This is a genomic window from Variovorax sp. RKNM96 (genome assembly GCF_017161115.1).
Classification (GTDB): Bacteria; Pseudomonadota; Gammaproteobacteria; order Burkholderiales; family Burkholderiaceae_C; genus Variovorax.
Genome location: NZ_CP046508.1, coordinates 7,039,981 through 7,055,210, shown reverse-complemented (window position 1 = coordinate 7,055,210; position 15,230 = coordinate 7,039,981). Strand labels below are relative to the sequence as shown.

The following is a 15,230-nucleotide window of genomic DNA, read 5'->3' as shown; positions in this document are numbered from 1 at the left end:
CTTTCGTGGGCCGCACGAGCGACCCTCCGAATGGCTTTCGGCGCCCCCTCCCTCAAAGGCCGCGCGCTGCGGCTCCTGAGCCAGCGCGAGCATTCGCGCGCGGAGCTGGAGCGCAAGCTGGCGAAGCACGAAGAAGAACCCGGCACGCTGGCGAAGGCGCTCGACGAACTGGTGGCCAAGGACTTCATCAGCGAGCCGCGCGTGGTGGCGTCGGTGTTGAACCAGCGCGCTGCCCGTTCGGGCGCGCTGCGAGTGAAGCAGGAGCTGCAGGCCAAGGGCATCGCGCCCGACGCCATTGCCGAGGCGGTGGCTGGATTGCAGGACACCGAGGTCGAACGCGCCACGGCCCTGTGGCGCCGCCGCTTCGACGCGCCGCCGGCCGATGCGAAGGAGCGGGCGAAGCAGATGCGATTCCTGATGGCGCGCGGTTTCTCGGGCGCCGTCGTGTCCAAGGTGCTCAGGAGCGATTTCGATGAATCAACAGACGAATGAAGAGCACGGCGTGCTGTCGCGCGTCGTCACGCAACGCGTGGCTTGCGATTGGCGCCGTGCCTACAAGGTTGCCGCCGATCCGGCGCGCCTGCCCGACTGGGCCAGCGGCCTCGCCAAGAGCGCGCTGCTGCCGCACGGCGATCACTGGATCGTGCGCACGCCCGAGAGCGGTGATGCCCGCATGCGCTTTGCACCGGCCAACGACTTCGGCGTGCTCGACCACTGGGTCGCGCCCGAGGGCGTGCCGGAGGTCTACCTGCCGTTCCGCGTGATCGGCGTGGCGCCGGACGCCTGCGAGCTGCAGTTCACGCTGCTGCGCCAGCCGCACATGGACGATGCGGCCTTCGAGCGCGATGCCGCGTGGATCGCGCGCGACTTGCAGTCGCTGAAGCGATTGCTCGAAGCGGACTGAGCCGGCGGCTTCAGCCGGCTTCGGGCGTGTCGTCGAGCGTCGGCGTCTCGCCCTTGTGCGCCGCGATGTCGCGCACGTTCTTCTGCACCGCCACCGCGCCAAAGAGGCTCAGCAGGAAGGCCATGGCGTAGAAGCCTTTTTCGCTGGCCGCCAGCGTGGCATTGAAGAGGCCCACCGAGAGCAGGGCGACCGACAGCAACAGCGAGATCCAGCACAGGCCGTAGTAGATGCCGGTCACGGTCATGCCCTCGATGCGGTCGCGCACCGTCTTTTGCAGCGACACGGCGGAAAACAGGCCGTACATGAGGATGGTGAAGTAGTAGCCCTTCTCGTTGAGCTGCATCGAGGCGTTCCACAGCCCGATCAGGTAGACGATGGCGCCGATGATCAGCGCGGCCCAGGATGCGGCGACAAATGCGCCGGTCGGTTTCTGAAACTTGACTGCTGCCATGGCGATCCTCTCCTCGTTGTGATGTGGCGCGATTATCGTGTTGGATGTCGATGGCATGATCTGCGGCGACCGGCCTCGTGCGAGGCGGCGTGAAAAAAACCGGAGGAGCTTTCCATGTCATCTGAACCTGCCAACCAACCGTCTCTCGTCCGCACCGGCGCCAAGGCCGGACTCAGCTTTGCCGGCTCGGTCATCAAGGGCGGGCTGCTTGGCATCGTGCTCGGTGGCGGTGTCTTCTTTTTCTACCTGAGCCAGCTGAACGGGGCCGGCAATACGGCGGCGCGGGCCGGCGGTGCCGGAGCCATCGTGGCGCTCGTCACTTCGCCGGCGGTGCTGATCTCGGTGCTGCTGCTCCTGTTCGTTGTCGTCTACACGATGCTGGGCGTTCACCAGGGGCGTGCGAAGGCGATGCAGCACCTGGTCGCGGCACGCGGCGAGGCGGTGTCGCAGCGGCTCGCCAGCGCTGTCGCGGGCCGCATCGAAGCCATGCCACGCACGCACGGCGCGCTGCAGCGCACGGCCGACTGGCTCTCGGTCGATGCACTGACCAAGCAGCTCGCGCCGGTGCTGGGCGAGGGCAGGGCGGTGCGATCGGTGGTGGCGTTCGTGCTGAATCGCCTGCCGCTCAGCGACATGCTGGCCGAGTGGCAACAAGGCCGCATCGCACATGGCGAGCCGGCGGCGGGAGAGGGCGCACAGCAAGACCCGGCGCTGCGCGCGCTGCTCACGCGCCGCATCAACGAGACGCTGCAGGAGATGTCGACGCCTTCGCGCAAGCCGCTCTACATCGCGCTGGGCGCGCATGCCGTCCTGCTGGGCGTGGGCCTCTGGCTCGTCAAGTAAGACGGGAAAAGTGCGTGGCGCTCAGAGCGCCAGCATCAGCTTCAGGTTCTGCACCGCGGCGCCGCTGGCGCCTTTGCCGAGGTTGTCCAGGCGTGCGATCACCACGGCATGGCGGTGGTCTTCGTTCGGGAACACGCGGATCTCGAGCTGGTTGGTGTCATTGAGCGCCAGCGCGTCGAGCTTGCCGCTGTCGGTGGGCGGCAGCACCTTCACGAATTGCTCGGGCGTGTTGCTGCGCGCGTAGTGCGCGGCCAGCGCGTCCTGCAGGTCGCCGGACTTCGGCTTGCCGGGCAGCAGGTCGAGGTGCAGCGGCAACTGCACCAGCATGCCCTGCTTGAAATTGCCCACCGAGGGAATGAAGACCGGCCGGCGCGTGAGGCCGGTGTAGGCCATGATTTCGGGAATGTGCTTGTGCTTGAGGCCCAGCGCGTAGATCTCGAACAGCGGCGCCTTGCCGCCCTCGTACTCCTCGATCATGGCCCGGCCGCCGCCCGAATAGCCGCTCACCGAGGGCAGCGACACCGGAAAGTCGACCGGCAGGATGCCCGCATCGACCAGCGGACGCACCATGGCGATGGCGCCGGTGGCGTAGCAGCCGGGGTTGCCGACGCGGTCGGCCTGCGCCACGGCCTGCCAGTGGCCTTCGACCAGTTCGGGGAAGCCGAACACCCAGCCGGGCGCCACGCGATGTGCGGTGGAGGCGTCGATGATCTTGGGCTTCTTGCCGGGCAACTGGTCGATCAGCGCGACCGATTCGCGGGCCGCGTCGTCGTGCAGGCAGAGCACCACGAGGTCGACGCCGGACATGAGTTCGCGCTTGGCGTTCACGTCTTTTCGCAGCTCGGGCGCGATGCTCACGAGCTCGATTTGCGGCATCGTCTGCAGCCGCTCGCGAATCTGAAGGCCGGTGGTGCCGGCTTCGCCGTCGATGAAAACCTTGGCCATATCGGAGTGTGCGTAGAGTGGCTAGAAGAAAGTACGTATTGACCGCAACCGCACGTCGAGTATTGGTGCGGCGCACCATGATACAGTCCGCGGTTGTTCGCCGCCCCCAGCCGTCAGGCTGCCGTCGCCCGCGAGCAACAGAGCCAATATAAGCCTCAGACCCCAGATCTCCCGTTCTCAACCTCCTCCTTCCGAGAGACATCCCTCATGAAGATTCACGAGTACCAAGGCAAGGAAATTCTTGCCAAGTTCGGCGTGCCGGTGCCGCGCGGCATTCCGGCCTATACGGTTCAGGAGGCTGTCGAAGCCGCCCAGAAGCTTGGAGGCCCGGTCTGGGTCGTCAAGGCCCAGATCCACGCGGGTGGCCGCGGCAAGGGCGGCGGCGTCAAGGTCGCCAAGTCGATCGAAGACGTCAAGAAGCTGGCCGGCGAAATCCTCGGCATGCAGCTCAAGACCCACCAGACCGGCCCCGAAGGCCAGAAGGTGCGCCGCCTCTACATCGAAGATGGCGCCGACATCAACAAGGAATACTACGTTTCGGCCGTGACCGACCGCGCGACCCAGAAGGTCGCGTTCATCGCTTCGAGCGAAGGCGGCATGGACATCGAGGAAGTGGCCCACTCCTCGCCCGAGAAGATCATCACGGTGTTCGCAGACCCCGAAAAGGGCCTGACCGACGAACAGGCCAAGCAGATCGCCGACGGCATCGGCATGCCGGCCGACTCGACCGCCCAGACGGTCGACATCCTCAAGAAGCTCTACACCTGCTACATGGAGACGGATGCCTCGCTGGTCGAGATCAACCCGCTCAACCGTGACAGCAAGGGCAACGTCATGGCGCTGGACGCCAAGTTCAACTTCGACAGCAACGCGCTGTTCCGCCACCCCGAAATCGTGGCGCTGCGCGACCTCGACGAAGAAGACGCGGCCGAAGTGGAAGCCTCCAAGTTCGACCTCGCCTACATCTCGCTGGACGGCAACATCGGCTGCCTGGTGAACGGTGCCGGCCTGGCCATGGCCACCATGGACACCATCAAGCTGTTCGGCGGCGAGCCGGCCAACTTCCTGGACGTGGGCGGCGGCGCCACCCCCGAGAAGGTCACGGAAGCCTTCAAGATCATGCTGAAGAACAAGAACGTGGAAGCCATCCTCGTGAACATCTTCGGCGGCATCATGAAGTGCGACACCATCGCCACCGGCGTGATCGCAGCCTGCAAGGCCGTGAACCTGCAAGTGCCGCTGGTCGTGCGCATGAAGGGCACCAACGAAGTCGAAGGCAAGAAGCTGCTGGCCGATTCGGGCCTGCCGATCATCAGCGCCGACACCATGGCGGACGCGGCCCAGAAGGTCGTCGCAGCAGTCAAGAAGGCCTAAGGAACAAGTCATGTCGATCTATATCAACAAAGACACCAAAGTCATCACGCAAGGCATCACCGGCAAGACCGGTCAGTTCCACACCGAGAAGTGCCAGGAATACGCGAACGGCAAGAACGCCTTCGTGGCGGGCGTGAACCCGAAGAAGGCCGGTGAGTCGATCTTCAACATCCCGATCTTCGGTTCGGTGAAGGAAGCCGCTTCGCAGACCGGTGCCACCGTGTCGGTGATCTACGTGCCGCCGGCAGGCGCCGCGGCCGCCATCTGGGAAGCCGTCGAAGCCGACCTGGACCTGGCGATCTGCATCACCGAAGGCATCCCGGTTCGCGACATGCTCGAAGTGCGCAACAAGATGAAGGCCAAGGAAGCGGCCGGCGGCAAGAAGACCTTGCTGCTGGGCCCGAACTGCCCCGGCCTCATCACGCCCGACGAAATCAAGATCGGCATCATGCCCGGCCACATCCACCGCAAGGGCCGCATCGGCGTGGTCTCGCGCTCGGGCACGCTGACGTATGAAGCCGTGGCTCAACTGACGGAAATCGGCCTCGGCCAATCGTCGGCTGTGGGCATCGGCGGCGACCCGATCAACGGTCTCAAGCACATCGACGTGATGAAGGCCTTCAACGACGATCCGGACACCGACGCCGTCATCATGATCGGCGAAATCGGCGGCCCCGACGAAGCCGACGCAGCCCGCTGGTGCAAGGAACACATGAAGAAGCCGGTCGTCGGCTTCATCGCCGGTGTCACCGCCCCTCCCGGCAAGCGCATGGGCCACGCCGGCGCGCTGATCTCGGGCGGTGCCGACACGGCCGATGCCAAGCTCTCCATCATGGAAGAGTGCGGCTTCACCGTGACGCGCAACTTCTCGGAACTGGCCAAGCTGCTCAAGGCCAAGCTGTAAGCAACGGCTGCAGGACACCGGCCACAGAGCCGGGTCATGCGAGGACCACAGAAATAAAAAGCGCCCGCACTCGATTGCGGGCGCTTTTTTCAAATAAAACACAGTGGGATCAGAGACATGGAACTCCTTCAAAGCACAGATTTCTGGATCGGTCTGCTCAAGATCATCTGGATCAACATCATTCTTTCGGGCGACAACGCCGTGGTGATCGCCATGGCGGCGCGCTCGCTGCCGCCTGCGCAGCAGAAAAAGGCCGTGCTGTTCGGCTCGGGCGCGGCCGTGGTGCTGCGCATCGTGCTGACGGTGGTGGCGGCCAAGCTGCTGGCGCTGCCTTACCTGCAGATCGTCGGCGGCCTGCTGCTGCTGTGGATCGGCCTGCAACTGCTGAGCGAAGAAGACGACGGCGAGGGCGAATCCAAGGAATACGGCAGCATGATGGTCGCGGTGCGCACCATCCTCCTGGCCGACCTGGTGATGAGCCTGGACAACGTGATCGCCGTCGCGGCGGCCGCGCAGGGCAGCATGGTCCTGTTGATCCTGGGCCTGGCGATCAGCATTCCCTTGGTCATTTTCGGCAGCACGCTCATGATCAAGCTGATGGAACGCTTCCCGATCATCGTCATGCTGGGCGCCGCGCTGATCGGCTGGGTCGGCGGCGAAACCATCGTGAGCGACGTTGCCCTGCGCGGCGTGCTGGCTGCCAACCCCTGGTTGCACTACGCGGCTGCGGCTGCCGGTGCGGTGTTCGTCGTGGCCGCGGGCCGCTTGCTGCAACGGCGTGCCCACGCCGCTGCGCACTGAGCCTTTGCCCGGCCGACGCCTGCAAACCATGGCGAGCGTCGGCGCTTCCCTTTTCTCGAGCCGGCCGGCGCTGTGCTGGGAGTTCGCCGCGCTGACGGACACCGGCCGCGTGCGCGCCCATAACGAAGATGCCGTCCATGTCGACCCCGCGCTCGGGCTGGCCGTGCTGGCCGACGGCATGGGCGGCTACAAGGGCGGCGAGGTGGCGAGCGCCATGGCCGTCTCGCTGCTGCACGCCAGCTTCGGCCGCTGGTTCGCCCAGGGCGGGCCGCAGGCGCCGGCGCGCGTGGTGCGCCGGGCGCTGCAGGCCGCCACGGACGAGGCGAATGCGTCGATCCTCCATGCCGGCAGGACCCAGGAGGAACTGCAGGGCATGGGAACGACGCTGGTGCTTGCCGCGTTCCAGGCGCAGCGCGTGCTGGTCGGCCACATCGGCGACTCGCGCTGCTATCGCTTGCGCAACAACAAGCTGGAACTGCTCACGCGCGACCATTCGCTGCGCCAGCAGCAGCTCGACGCGGGCGCCATCACCGCCGAGGAAGCGCTCAATTCGCCTACCCGCAACCTCGTGACCCGGGCGGTCGGCGTGGAGGCCCAGGTCTTGCTGGAGATGCATGAACACAGCGCAAGACCCGGCGACCTGTATATGCTTTGCTCCGACGGACTGAGCGAGATGGTGACCGATACGCAGCTTTTCACGCTTTTAGAACACGATGCCGGCCTTCAGAAAAAAGCACAACTTTTGGTTGCAATTGCAAACGACAATGGCGGCCGGGACAACATTTCGGTTGTTCTGGCAAGAGCGGACGTTGGCGACACGTCCCGCATGGCCGGGTAGCAGGCCGCAGCGGCAATCAGCCGCCGTGCTTGCAGTCGATACAGTTCTGCACTTGGGGAGTAGTCGGCAATGCCGAAGATGATCATTTCGGTCGATGGCGTTGTCATCGGGCAAGTGGCGCTCGCCAAGGACCGCACGACGCTGGGACGGCGCGCCTACAACGACATCGTGATCGACAACCTGGCGGTCAGCGGCGAGCATGCCGTGCTGCACATGAGCGGTGGCGAAGTCCAAATTGAAGATCTCAACAGCACCAACGGCACCTACGTCAATGCGCTGGCCGTCCAGAAGCAGACGCTCGAGGACAACGACGTCATCGAGGTCGGCGGCTGCCGCATCCACTTTCGCGCCCGCAGCAACCTGGCCGTCGGTTCTTCTTCCTCGACGCGCACGGCGCCGGGCGAGTTCTCCACGTCCATTCCGATGTCTTCGGCACCCACGGAATCCGGCGCGCTCATCGAGCTCGGCATCCCGATGCTTCGTGTGCTCTCCGGTGGCAGCGACAACCACGATGTGCCGTTGCAGAAGGTGGTCACCACCATCGGCAAGCCCGGCGTGGCCGTCGCGGTCGTCACGCGTCGCCGGCAGGGCTACGTGGCGGCGAGCGTCGTGGGCAACGTCACGCTCAACGGCGCCGTGCTCGGCACCGAGGCCGTCGCCTTGCAGGAACGCGACGTGCTCGAACTGGGCGGCGCCACGCGCATGCAGTTCGTCCGGGTCTGAGCCCCTTCTTCTTTCCCGGCGCGGCGCAGGCCGGCTGATCGAGGCGCCATGAACGCGTTGCGGCGGCATTGGCCGCGCATTGCCATCACGCTGCTGCCGGTGCTGCTGGCGCTGGCGCATGCCACCGGCATCTGGCAGCTGTCGGCGCTCGAGCGCCTCGACCGCCTGATCTACGACGTGCGCCTGCGCGCCACCATGCCGCAGACGCTGGACACGCGCGTGGTGATCATCGACGTCGACGATGCGAGCCTGGCGCGCCAGGGGCAATGGCCCTGGGCGCGCGACACGATGGCCCGCCTCACGACCGAGCTCCTGATCCGGCAGCAGGTGGCCGTGCTCGGGTTCGACGTCATGTTCCTCGAGCCCGATCGGAGTTCGGGCCTCCAGAGGCTGCGCCAGCTCGCGAGCGGGCCGCTGCGCAACATGACCGGTCTGTCCGCCGAAATCGAACGGCTCGCACCCACGCTCGACCACGACATCAAGTTCGCCGCGGCACTGCGCAACCGGCGTGTCGCGCTCGGCTACTACTTCACCCGGATGCCGACGCCGAGCGCCAAAGGACAATTGCCGACGGCGCCGCTGCTGCCGCTCGATACCTTTCCTGCAGGCGCCTCCTACGCGACGGGCTGGAATGGTTTCGGCGCCAGCCTGCCGATGCTGGCGGAAGCTGCACCCGCCGCGGGTTTCCTGAACACGCTGATCGGCGAGACCGGCGACGGCATCATCCGCAGCGTGCCGCTCATCGCGCGCTACGAAGGCGACCAGGCGAACCCCGGCTACTACGAGTCGCTGGCCCTCGCCGTCTACCGGCTCGCGAACGGATCACCACCGGCGCGACCGCTCCTCGCGCCGGGCGGCGCCGTGCCGCGGCTCGAATCGCTGGCGCTCGGACGCCTGCGCATCCCCGTCGACCAGACCGCCAGCATGCAGGTGCCGTTTCGCGGACCCGGCGGTGCGGACGGCGGTTCGTTCCGCTACGTGTCTGCCGCCGATGTGGTCGAAGGCCGGCTCGCACCCGGCGAGTTGAAGGACAAGATCGTGCTCATGGGCGCGACGGCGCCCGGCCTGCAGGACCTGCGAGCGACGCCCGTCGGCGCGGCGTTTCCGGGCGTCGAGGTGCACGCCAATATCGTCTCGGGCCTGCTCGATCAGCGCCTGCTCGCTGTGCCGGACTACGCGCCCGGCTACGAGGTGCTGACGCTGCTGATTGCGGGGCTCGTGCTGGCGTTCGGGCTGTCGCTGCTGTCGGCGCCGCGGGCCGTGCTGCTGGGCGCGGGAATGGCCGCGGTGCTGATCGGCCTGAACACCTGGCTCTATACCGGCCACAGTCTTGTGCTGCCGCTCGCGTCGGCGCTCGTCATGACGGCGCTGGCTTTCGTGCTCAACATGAGCTGGGGCTACTTCGTCGAATCGCGCGCGCGGCGCGGGCTGGTGCGGCTCTTCGGCACCTACGTGCCGCCGCAGCTGGTCGACGAAATGCTCCAGCGCCCGGGCAGCTACAGCATGCGCGCCGAGAGCAAGGAAATGACCGTCCTGTTCTGCGACATGCGCGACTTCACCCGCCTGTCGGAGCAGATGGCGCCGGCCGAACTGCAGGCATTCCTGAACACCGTCTTCAGCCGGCTCACCAATGTCATCAGCGCGCATCGCGGCACCGTCGACAAGTACATGGGCGATTGCGTCATGGCCTTCTGGGGCGCGCCGATCGACACGCCCGACCACGCGGCGCTGGCCGTGCGCGCGGCGCTCGACATGGCCGATGCGGTGCGCGACATCAACCGCATCCACCGCGCGGGCGGTCGCCCCGAGATCAGCGTGGGCATCGGCATCAACAGCGGTGTGATGAGCGTCGGCGACATGGGCTCGGCCGCGCGCCGCAGCTATACCGTGGTCGGCGATGCGGTCAATCTCGCGTCGCGGCTCGAAGGGTTGAGCGGGTACTACGGCGTCGAGATCGTGGCCAGCGGCACGACCCGCGACCTCGCGCCCGACTGCTGCACCTGGCAGGAACTGGACAGCGTGCTCGTCAAGGGCAAGGCACAGGCCGTGGCCGTCTTCACGCCGCTCACCACCGAAGCGGCCATTGCGGCGCAGCGAACGGGGCAGCTCCAGCGCTGGGCCCAGGTCCTGGCGGCCTACCGCCGCCAGGACTGGGCCATGGGCCGGAACTTGCTCGCCCCCCTGCTCGCCGCCGATGCGAAAAAAGTCCTTTACCAGCTCTACGCCCAGCGATTAGCCTCGATGGCGTTGCGTCCGCAAGACCCGGAATGGGATGGCGCAACCCGGTTCGAAACCAAATGACGACAGACACCTGCGCAGCCGCGCAGCCCAACACCTTCAAGGGGTCTCTCACAATGCAGGTTCGTGTGCTGGGTTGCTCAGGCGCCATCGCCAAAGACTGCCGCACGACCTCGTTCCTGGTCGACACGGACCTGCTCGTCGATGCCGGCACCGGCGTCGGCGACCTCACCCTCGACGAGATGGCGCGCATCGACGATGTCGTGCTCACGCACAGCCATCTCGACCACATCGCCGCACTCCCCCTCATGCTCGATGCCATCGGCAGCCGCCGCACGCAGCCGCTGCGCGTGCACGCGCTGCACGCCACCATCGAGGCGCTGCGGGCGCATGTGTTCAACAACGTCATCTGGCCCGATTTCGAGAGCATCCCGAGCCCCGAGGCGCCGTTCGTGAGCTTTCACGAGATCTCGGTTGGGCAGACGCTGCAACTGGGCACCAGCGCGCCCAAGCTGATCGAGGTGCTGCCGGCCGTCCACACCGTGCCGGCCTGCGGTTTTGCCGTGCGCCGCGCCACCGGCGGCGCCCATTGGGTCTTCAGCGGCGACACCGAGCGCAACGCGCCCTTCTGGGACCGCGTCAACGCGCTCGACGTGGCGATGCTGATCATCGAAACGGCCTTCAGCAGCCGCGAGCGGGCGCTGGCCGAGCGCAGCCTGCACCTGTCCCCTGCGGTGCTGGCCGACGAGCTGGCGCACATCGATCCGGGGAAGCACTACCCGATCTACATCACGCACACCAAGCCGGCGGAAACCGAAGAAATCATGAGCCAGATCGAGACGCTGGCGGGGCGACAGGTGGCGGGGTTGGCGCAGCGGGATATTCGCTGGCTGAAGGCGGATGGGATCCTGACTTTCTGATCCCTTGCCGGCTGCGAAGCATGACAAATTTGTCACCGCTTGTAGCATCTTGAAGCAAGTTGTGTCACTTGCTGTAACGCCAATGTGAACAAAGGTGACGTGTTCGGTCAGTCCAGGGGTGGGAAACCGGGTGGCACGGATGCTGCGGAAGGTACTTCGCTCCGGGCTGGTTCCCGGGCTCAACAAACCAACCTGGAGTTTTTCTCATGAACGTTCGCAAGATCGCCCGCCGCGCACAGGCCGGCTTTACCCTTATCGAATTGATGATCGTTGTGGCGATCATTGGTATCTTGGCTGCTGTGGCTCTGCCGGCTTATCAGGACTACACAGTTCGTGCACGTGTATCGGAAGCCATGGTCGCCGCTTCCGCCGCGAAGGCAACGATCGGCGAAAACATCGCTTCTGCCGCCGGTGTGATTGATGCCAACTCTTGCAACGGTGTCACGAACAGCACCGTCGCCACAGAAAACGTTAAAAGTCTCGTTTGCGCAAGTGGTGTGCTGACACTGACTGGCACCACAAAGGCAGGTGACGCATCCGTGGTCCTGACGCCGTTGGTTAACGCGGACAAAGTTGTGACATGGGGCTGCGTGGGCACGCCTGCAAAGTATGTTCCCGCTCAGTGCCGCGCAGCTGTTACCCCCTAATCAAATCGATGGTTCAAGCGAAAGCCGCCTACGGGCGGCTTTTTTACATTCGAGAGACATTTGTGTCTCTTTGAATAAATATTTGCGCCAGTCTGTAATGGCCATTGCGCATTTTCAGAGTACTAAATTGAGCGCAACCTATGGAGGCGTTCGGAATGCCATTTGTTTTTCCTTTAGCGTCGGGCCCATCCATCAACCTCTGGCAATTGCTCGTCTCCTGGTTGTAAATTGAGGGTCAGATTCCAATTGCACAGTGAATTCGCAGAGCGGTTTCAGGGGGCAGGCGGGCCAATCAACTTCGTCAGTGAGGCCTTTCACCTGCTCGACCACTTTATAGTTCTGCTTGGTTGCTCAAGGTATCAGTGGAGTCTTGAGCAGGAATGACCGCCGCATTCCTTCAAATAAGTCCATCCCCTGCACTCAATAACTGTTGCGCATCGCTCGGACTCGGAATTGAACGCGTCCATTTGCGCGGTATTGTTCGGGCTGCCATTCGTTGTCCCCTCACTGCAGGCCCGTCCAGCCTCTGGCAACTGCGCATCTCGTGGTTGTGTGTGGGCTTGCTCGCATTGAAGGGGCCAGCTCACATCAGTCAAATCTATCTGCCGCGAAGCGAACGCCTTAGCGGCTACCGGAACGACACGCTAGCCAAGCTGCAAGGCTCCTGGCTGTTCGCAAGCTAGGTGAGGTTTGCCGAACTCGCACTGACCGATGTCACCCCCGCCAATGCGGAGCGCATGTACGAAATGGCCCGGTCGACGCTTCATTTCTCGCCCGAACCCGGCGTGATCATCAAGCTGATCGAAAGCGCGCGACGGTCGGGGCGCTCCCGCGAAGCCCACGCCGAGATCAAGCGATTTCGCGTGGCGTTTCCGGTTGAGTACGAACGGTGGCTCAAGGGCCGCCGTTGATTTCACCGGCAGCCTGAGCCTCGCTCGACCGTGGATGGAGAGTGCGTCTTTCCATCGGCGCCGATACACGCCTGAAAGCTTCAGGTGCACGGGTCCGCCTTTCGGACAAACGGTTGCGTCAGGCGGGCGAGCGGACTCCCGCCCTGGTAACAATTGCATGTACAAACGTTACCAGTAGAAACGCTCCTCACTTGAAGTGACATCACAGGTCGATAGCTCCGGCACGCAATGAACAAATCAGCTTCCCCACCGCAGCGGCAGAAAGGCTTCACCCTCATCGAGATGATGGTCGTTGTCTCTCTGGTCGCCATCTTGGCTGCGCTGGCCCTGCCGTCGTTCACGACCATGATCGCCAATCAACGGGTGACTTCGGCCGCACAGGAACTGCTGACTCTGCTCCAGTTCGCCCGTGCCGAGGGTGTTTACAAGCGCACGCAAACCACCGTCACGGCGACGGGGCTGACGTGGCAAGCCAAGGCGGGGGCGCAAGTGCTGCGCGAGGCAACGCTGTCCGATGCGGTGAGCGTTGTGCCCGGCTCCGCTGGAGGCGTGACCTTCGACGTGTCGGGCCAGGCCAGCGCTGCCGCCGGCGTCACTTCATACGCGGTGACGTTTTCCGCGACCAACGCGACGCGCGTGCAGTGTCTCAGCGTGACCCGCGCGGGCCTGGTGCGGCTGCTGCCAAGCGTGCCGGCTGGACAAGCCTGCCCATGAAACCCCGGCATCTTTGACACGGTTTCTTCCATGCACATCCCTCGTTCCCCATCGTCGTCCCGGCAAGCAGGCCTGAGCCTCATCGAGGTTCTCATGGCCGTCCTGCTGGTGAGTGTCGGCCTGCTCGGCGCCGCAGGCATGCATGTGCGCGCCATCCAATACAGCACCGATACCGAGCGGCGCCAGATGGCATCTATGGTCGCCTCCGAATTAATGGAGACGATGCGCGGCGACACGCTCACCATCCTGCAAGCCGATGGCACGCCCAAGGGTGATCTGGGCGGCTACCTGAAAGCGGAGGGAACCGGCGTGACCGCCGTCACAGCGGCCGATTGCCAACCGCTGAATTCAGCCCCCGCCAAGCGATTGGGTTGCTGGGGGATGCGCGCCAAGCAGCTCATGCCCGAGCTGCCCGATGACCTTGTCACGAGCAACTTTGCCGTGGGCCTGAATGCGGCAAGCGGCGTGATCGCAATCACCGTCGCCTGGCCGGTCAAGAAGGGCCAATGCCTGGATGGGAACGACAATGAATATTGCACCTTCACGTTGCGATCGAGGCTCTGAGCTCATGTCGCACAAATTTCCGCTGAAGCGGCACAGTGTCATCCACCGCTCTCGAGTGACCGAGCGGGGCATCTCGCTGGTGGAGCTCATGGTGGCAATTGCCGTGGGCCTCATCGTCATCCTGATCGCCACGACGATCTACATGGAAGGCCTGCGCAACTTCGGTTTCCGCACCAGCCAGAGCGAGAACCTCGGCAACAGCCGCTACACGCTGGCGGCGCTGGAGAACGAGTTCACGAAGGCCGGCTACCGCCGCGACCCGACGCAGTCCATGGACGAGGCCTTTCCGGCCGATGCCGCCAAGCTTGCCAACGGCTGCCAGTTCGCGCGGGGCGAGGCAATCAACCTCGACGGCAGCGACTTGTGCATCCGCTATCAGCCGCGCGACAACAGCGAGAAAGACTGCGCGGGATCAGCGGCGGGCATCGCCGGCCTGAAGCCTTATGAAGCGCCGCCCGCACCGGCCCTGGGCGCGGGCCTGTTCGTCGAAAGGTACAAGGTCGCCGGTAACGCGCTGGTCTGCCAGCCCGGCAGTCAAGCCGCGGGCGGGGAGGAAGTGGCCGCCGGCGTGCAAGGCGTGTTTTTCGAATTCGGCGTCGGCAAGGGCAGCGACTCGTTTGCCATGCGGCAGGTCGAGGCGTTCAAGTCCGGCGCTCTCGCGGCCGGCGATGTCATCCGCTCATTGCGTTATTCCGTCTTGCTGGCCAGTTCCGCTCAGAGGGTCACGGGCGGCGTGGAGTCGACCGTGTGCGCCCGCTGGCAAGCCGCGGGCGGTGCTAGCGCCAGTTGCGACCTCAGCAAGGGCCAGCTCTACCAGCTGTCCAGCGGATCCCTCACGTTGAGAAACCTGATGCCATGAGCGTGCCACGCCGTCCCCTTCTTTCGTCCCCTTCCTCGCAAGCTCGCCAGCGCGGCGCCGCGCTGTTCGTCGCGATGATCATGATGCTGCTGGTGCTTGTGCTGGCCGTGGTCGGCATGCGAACCATCACGCTGGAGTCGCGAATCGCCGGCAACATGCTCCAGAGCCAGAGGCTGCAGGAAACGGCGGACGGCGCATTGCGCCAGGGCGAACGCGTCATCCAGAAGTACGGCCTGTCGCTCGCCAAGTGCGCCGACGGTGCGACCAGCCCTCTTGACGGTGCCAAGCCTTGCTACGTCGGGGAAGCGCGCACCGACGAGTTCGGGCTGAACACCTCGTTCACCGTGAACACCCAGGCCACCGGGTTTGGGTCCGATTACAAAGACCCGTCCGGCTACTGGTATCCGCGCTACGTCTCCACGGTCTGCCCCAAGGGTTCGAGCGCCACATCCGCACTCGAAGCCGCCGGCACCGGCTGCATGGAGTTCTACGAACTCAATGCCCAGGCCACCGCCAAGAGCAGCGTGCAAACCTGCGGCCCGGATGCGTTCTGCCTGCGTTCCACGATCAATCTGTTCATCCAATAATCGAGGA

General features: G+C 64.8%; 18 protein-coding genes. 16 read left to right on the top strand and 2 right to left on the bottom strand.

All coding sequences use genetic code 11. The features are described from left to right. The first annotated feature begins 30 nt into the window (after window positions 1-30). Both recX and GNX71_RS32900 read left to right on the top strand, forming a co-directional pair. Window positions 31-492, top strand: a complete 462-nt coding sequence (gene recX, locus GNX71_RS32905) for a recombination regulator RecX (RefSeq protein ID WP_206176263.1) — start codon at window positions 31-33, stop codon at window positions 490-492. Beyond that, window positions 473-904: an SRPBCC family protein gene (locus GNX71_RS32900; RefSeq protein ID WP_206176262.1), complete on the top strand. Its 432-nt coding sequence runs from the start codon at window positions 473-475 to the stop codon at window positions 902-904. The genes recX and GNX71_RS32900 overlap by 20 nt, the downstream gene beginning before the upstream one ends. Before the next feature lie 10 nt (window positions 905-914). Here GNX71_RS32900 and yiaA read toward each other — a convergent pair whose 3' ends face one another. Continuing rightward, window positions 915-1,355 (bottom strand): inner membrane protein YiaA, encoded by a 441-nt coding sequence (gene yiaA / locus GNX71_RS32895; protein ID WP_206176261.1) that lies wholly within the window; start codon window positions 1,353-1,355, stop codon window positions 915-917. A gap of 114 nt (window positions 1,356-1,469) precedes the next feature. On the opposite strand from yiaA, the gene GNX71_RS32890 reads away from it, so the two are divergent. After that, window positions 1,470-2,198 carry a hypothetical protein gene (locus tag GNX71_RS32890; RefSeq protein WP_206176260.1) on the top strand — a complete coding sequence of 243 codons (729 nt, stop codon included), beginning with the start codon at window positions 1,470-1,472 and terminating at the stop codon, window positions 2,196-2,198. 21 nt (window positions 2,199-2,219) lie between these two features. Here the strand turns inward: GNX71_RS32890 and argC are convergent, their stop codons facing one another. Then, entirely contained in the window at window positions 2,220-3,143 is a 924-nt protein-coding gene (gene argC / locus GNX71_RS32885; protein WP_206176259.1) for an N-acetyl-gamma-glutamyl-phosphate reductase, read from the bottom strand. A 207-nt stretch (window positions 3,144-3,350) separates the two neighbouring features. Between argC and sucC the strand changes: the two genes are divergently transcribed. The 13 genes from sucC (at window position 3,351) to GNX71_RS32820 (ending at window position 15,223) form a co-directional block, all read left to right on the top strand. Continuing rightward, a complete protein-coding gene (gene sucC, locus GNX71_RS32880; RefSeq protein ID WP_206176258.1) occupies window positions 3,351-4,517 on the top strand; it encodes an ADP-forming succinate--CoA ligase subunit beta in 1,167 nt (388 codons plus the stop codon). 10 nt (window positions 4,518-4,527) lie between these two features. Further along, window positions 4,528-5,421: a succinate--CoA ligase subunit alpha gene (gene sucD, locus GNX71_RS32875; protein ID WP_116910422.1), complete on the top strand. Its 894-nt coding sequence runs from the start codon at window positions 4,528-4,530 to the stop codon at window positions 5,419-5,421. A 117-nt stretch (window positions 5,422-5,538) separates the two neighbouring features. Beyond that, complete coding sequence (locus tag GNX71_RS32870; protein WP_206176257.1) at window positions 5,539-6,222, top strand: TerC family protein; 684 nt, start codon at window positions 5,539-5,541, stop codon at window positions 6,220-6,222. 28 nt (window positions 6,223-6,250) lie between these two features. Further along, window positions 6,251-7,060 carry a Stp1/IreP family PP2C-type Ser/Thr phosphatase gene (locus GNX71_RS32865; protein ID WP_206176256.1) on the top strand — a complete coding sequence of 270 codons (810 nt, stop codon included), beginning with the start codon at window positions 6,251-6,253 and terminating at the stop codon, window positions 7,058-7,060. A gap of 69 nt (window positions 7,061-7,129) precedes the next feature. Continuing rightward, the gene (locus GNX71_RS32860; RefSeq protein WP_206176255.1) at window positions 7,130-7,783 is read left to right on the top strand and encodes an FHA domain-containing protein; all 654 of its coding nucleotides are present in this window, start codon (window positions 7,130-7,132) and stop codon (window positions 7,781-7,783) included. 48 nt (window positions 7,784-7,831) lie between these two features. Beyond that, entirely contained in the window at window positions 7,832-10,084 is a 2,253-nt protein-coding gene (locus tag GNX71_RS32855) for an adenylate/guanylate cyclase domain-containing protein (protein WP_206176254.1), read from the top strand. Between the two features lie 53 nt (window positions 10,085-10,137). After that, a complete protein-coding gene (locus GNX71_RS32850) occupies window positions 10,138-10,941 on the top strand; it encodes a 3',5'-cyclic-nucleotide phosphodiesterase (RefSeq protein WP_206179819.1) in 804 nt (267 codons plus the stop codon). A 206-nt stretch (window positions 10,942-11,147) separates the two neighbouring features. Beyond that, window positions 11,148-11,588, top strand: a complete 441-nt coding sequence (locus GNX71_RS32845) for a pilin (RefSeq protein WP_206176253.1) — start codon at window positions 11,148-11,150, stop codon at window positions 11,586-11,588. 683 nt (window positions 11,589-12,271) lie between these two features. Beyond that, window positions 12,272-12,499, top strand: coding sequence for a Wzy polymerase domain-containing protein (locus tag GNX71_RS33650; RefSeq protein WP_277401878.1), 228 nt, complete (start codon window positions 12,272-12,274; stop codon window positions 12,497-12,499). A 228-nt stretch (window positions 12,500-12,727) separates the two neighbouring features. Further along, window positions 12,728-13,213: a GspH/FimT family pseudopilin gene (locus tag GNX71_RS32835; protein ID WP_206176252.1), complete on the top strand. Its 486-nt coding sequence runs from the start codon at window positions 12,728-12,730 to the stop codon at window positions 13,211-13,213. A gap of 30 nt (window positions 13,214-13,243) precedes the next feature. Continuing rightward, on the top strand, window positions 13,244-13,777 hold the full coding sequence (pilV, locus tag GNX71_RS32830; protein ID WP_206176251.1) for a type IV pilus modification protein PilV: 534 nt from the start codon (window positions 13,244-13,246) through the stop codon (window positions 13,775-13,777). Between the two features lie 4 nt (window positions 13,778-13,781). After that, window positions 13,782-14,636 carry a prepilin-type N-terminal cleavage/methylation domain-containing protein gene (locus GNX71_RS32825; RefSeq protein ID WP_206176250.1) on the top strand — a complete coding sequence of 285 codons (855 nt, stop codon included), beginning with the start codon at window positions 13,782-13,784 and terminating at the stop codon, window positions 14,634-14,636. Continuing rightward, on the top strand, window positions 14,633-15,223 hold the full coding sequence (locus tag GNX71_RS32820; protein ID WP_206176249.1) for a PilX N-terminal domain-containing pilus assembly protein: 591 nt from the start codon (window positions 14,633-14,635) through the stop codon (window positions 15,221-15,223). The genes GNX71_RS32825 and GNX71_RS32820 overlap by 4 nt, the downstream gene beginning before the upstream one ends. Window positions 15,224-15,230 lie beyond the last annotated feature (7 nt).

What these genes read in the sequence shown, in the direction of transcription:
- recX (WP_206176263.1), top strand. Translation starts at nt 31, where the DNA reads ATGGCTTTCGGCGCCCCCTCCCTCAAAGGCCGCGCGCTGCGGCTCCTG.
- GNX71_RS32900 (WP_206176262.1), top strand. Translation starts at nt 473, where the DNA reads ATGAATCAACAGACGAATGAAGAGCACGGCGTGCTGTCGCGCGTCGTC.
- yiaA (WP_206176261.1), bottom strand. Translation starts at nt 1,355, where the DNA reads ATGGCAGCAGTCAAGTTTCAGAAACCGACCGGCGCATTTGTCGCCGCA.
- GNX71_RS32890 (WP_206176260.1), top strand. Translation starts at nt 1,470, where the DNA reads ATGTCATCTGAACCTGCCAACCAACCGTCTCTCGTCCGCACCGGCGCC.
- argC (WP_206176259.1), bottom strand. Translation starts at nt 3,143, where the DNA reads ATGGCCAAGGTTTTCATCGACGGCGAAGCCGGCACCACCGGCCTTCAG.
- sucC (WP_206176258.1), top strand. Translation starts at nt 3,351, where the DNA reads ATGAAGATTCACGAGTACCAAGGCAAGGAAATTCTTGCCAAGTTCGGC.
- sucD (WP_116910422.1), top strand. Translation starts at nt 4,528, where the DNA reads ATGTCGATCTATATCAACAAAGACACCAAAGTCATCACGCAAGGCATC.
- GNX71_RS32870 (WP_206176257.1), top strand. Translation starts at nt 5,539, where the DNA reads ATGGAACTCCTTCAAAGCACAGATTTCTGGATCGGTCTGCTCAAGATC.
- GNX71_RS32865 (WP_206176256.1), top strand. Translation starts at nt 6,251, where the DNA reads ATGGCGAGCGTCGGCGCTTCCCTTTTCTCGAGCCGGCCGGCGCTGTGC.
- GNX71_RS32860 (WP_206176255.1), top strand. Translation starts at nt 7,130, where the DNA reads ATGCCGAAGATGATCATTTCGGTCGATGGCGTTGTCATCGGGCAAGTG.
- GNX71_RS32855 (WP_206176254.1), top strand. Translation starts at nt 7,832, where the DNA reads ATGAACGCGTTGCGGCGGCATTGGCCGCGCATTGCCATCACGCTGCTG.
- GNX71_RS32850 (WP_206179819.1), top strand. Translation starts at nt 10,138, where the DNA reads ATGCAGGTTCGTGTGCTGGGTTGCTCAGGCGCCATCGCCAAAGACTGC.
- GNX71_RS32845 (WP_206176253.1), top strand. Translation starts at nt 11,148, where the DNA reads ATGAACGTTCGCAAGATCGCCCGCCGCGCACAGGCCGGCTTTACCCTT.
- GNX71_RS32835 (WP_206176252.1), top strand. Translation starts at nt 12,728, where the DNA reads ATGAACAAATCAGCTTCCCCACCGCAGCGGCAGAAAGGCTTCACCCTC.
- pilV (WP_206176251.1), top strand. Translation starts at nt 13,244, where the DNA reads ATGCACATCCCTCGTTCCCCATCGTCGTCCCGGCAAGCAGGCCTGAGC.
- GNX71_RS32825 (WP_206176250.1), top strand. Translation starts at nt 13,782, where the DNA reads ATGTCGCACAAATTTCCGCTGAAGCGGCACAGTGTCATCCACCGCTCT.
- GNX71_RS32820 (WP_206176249.1), top strand. Translation starts at nt 14,633, where the DNA reads ATGAGCGTGCCACGCCGTCCCCTTCTTTCGTCCCCTTCCTCGCAAGCT.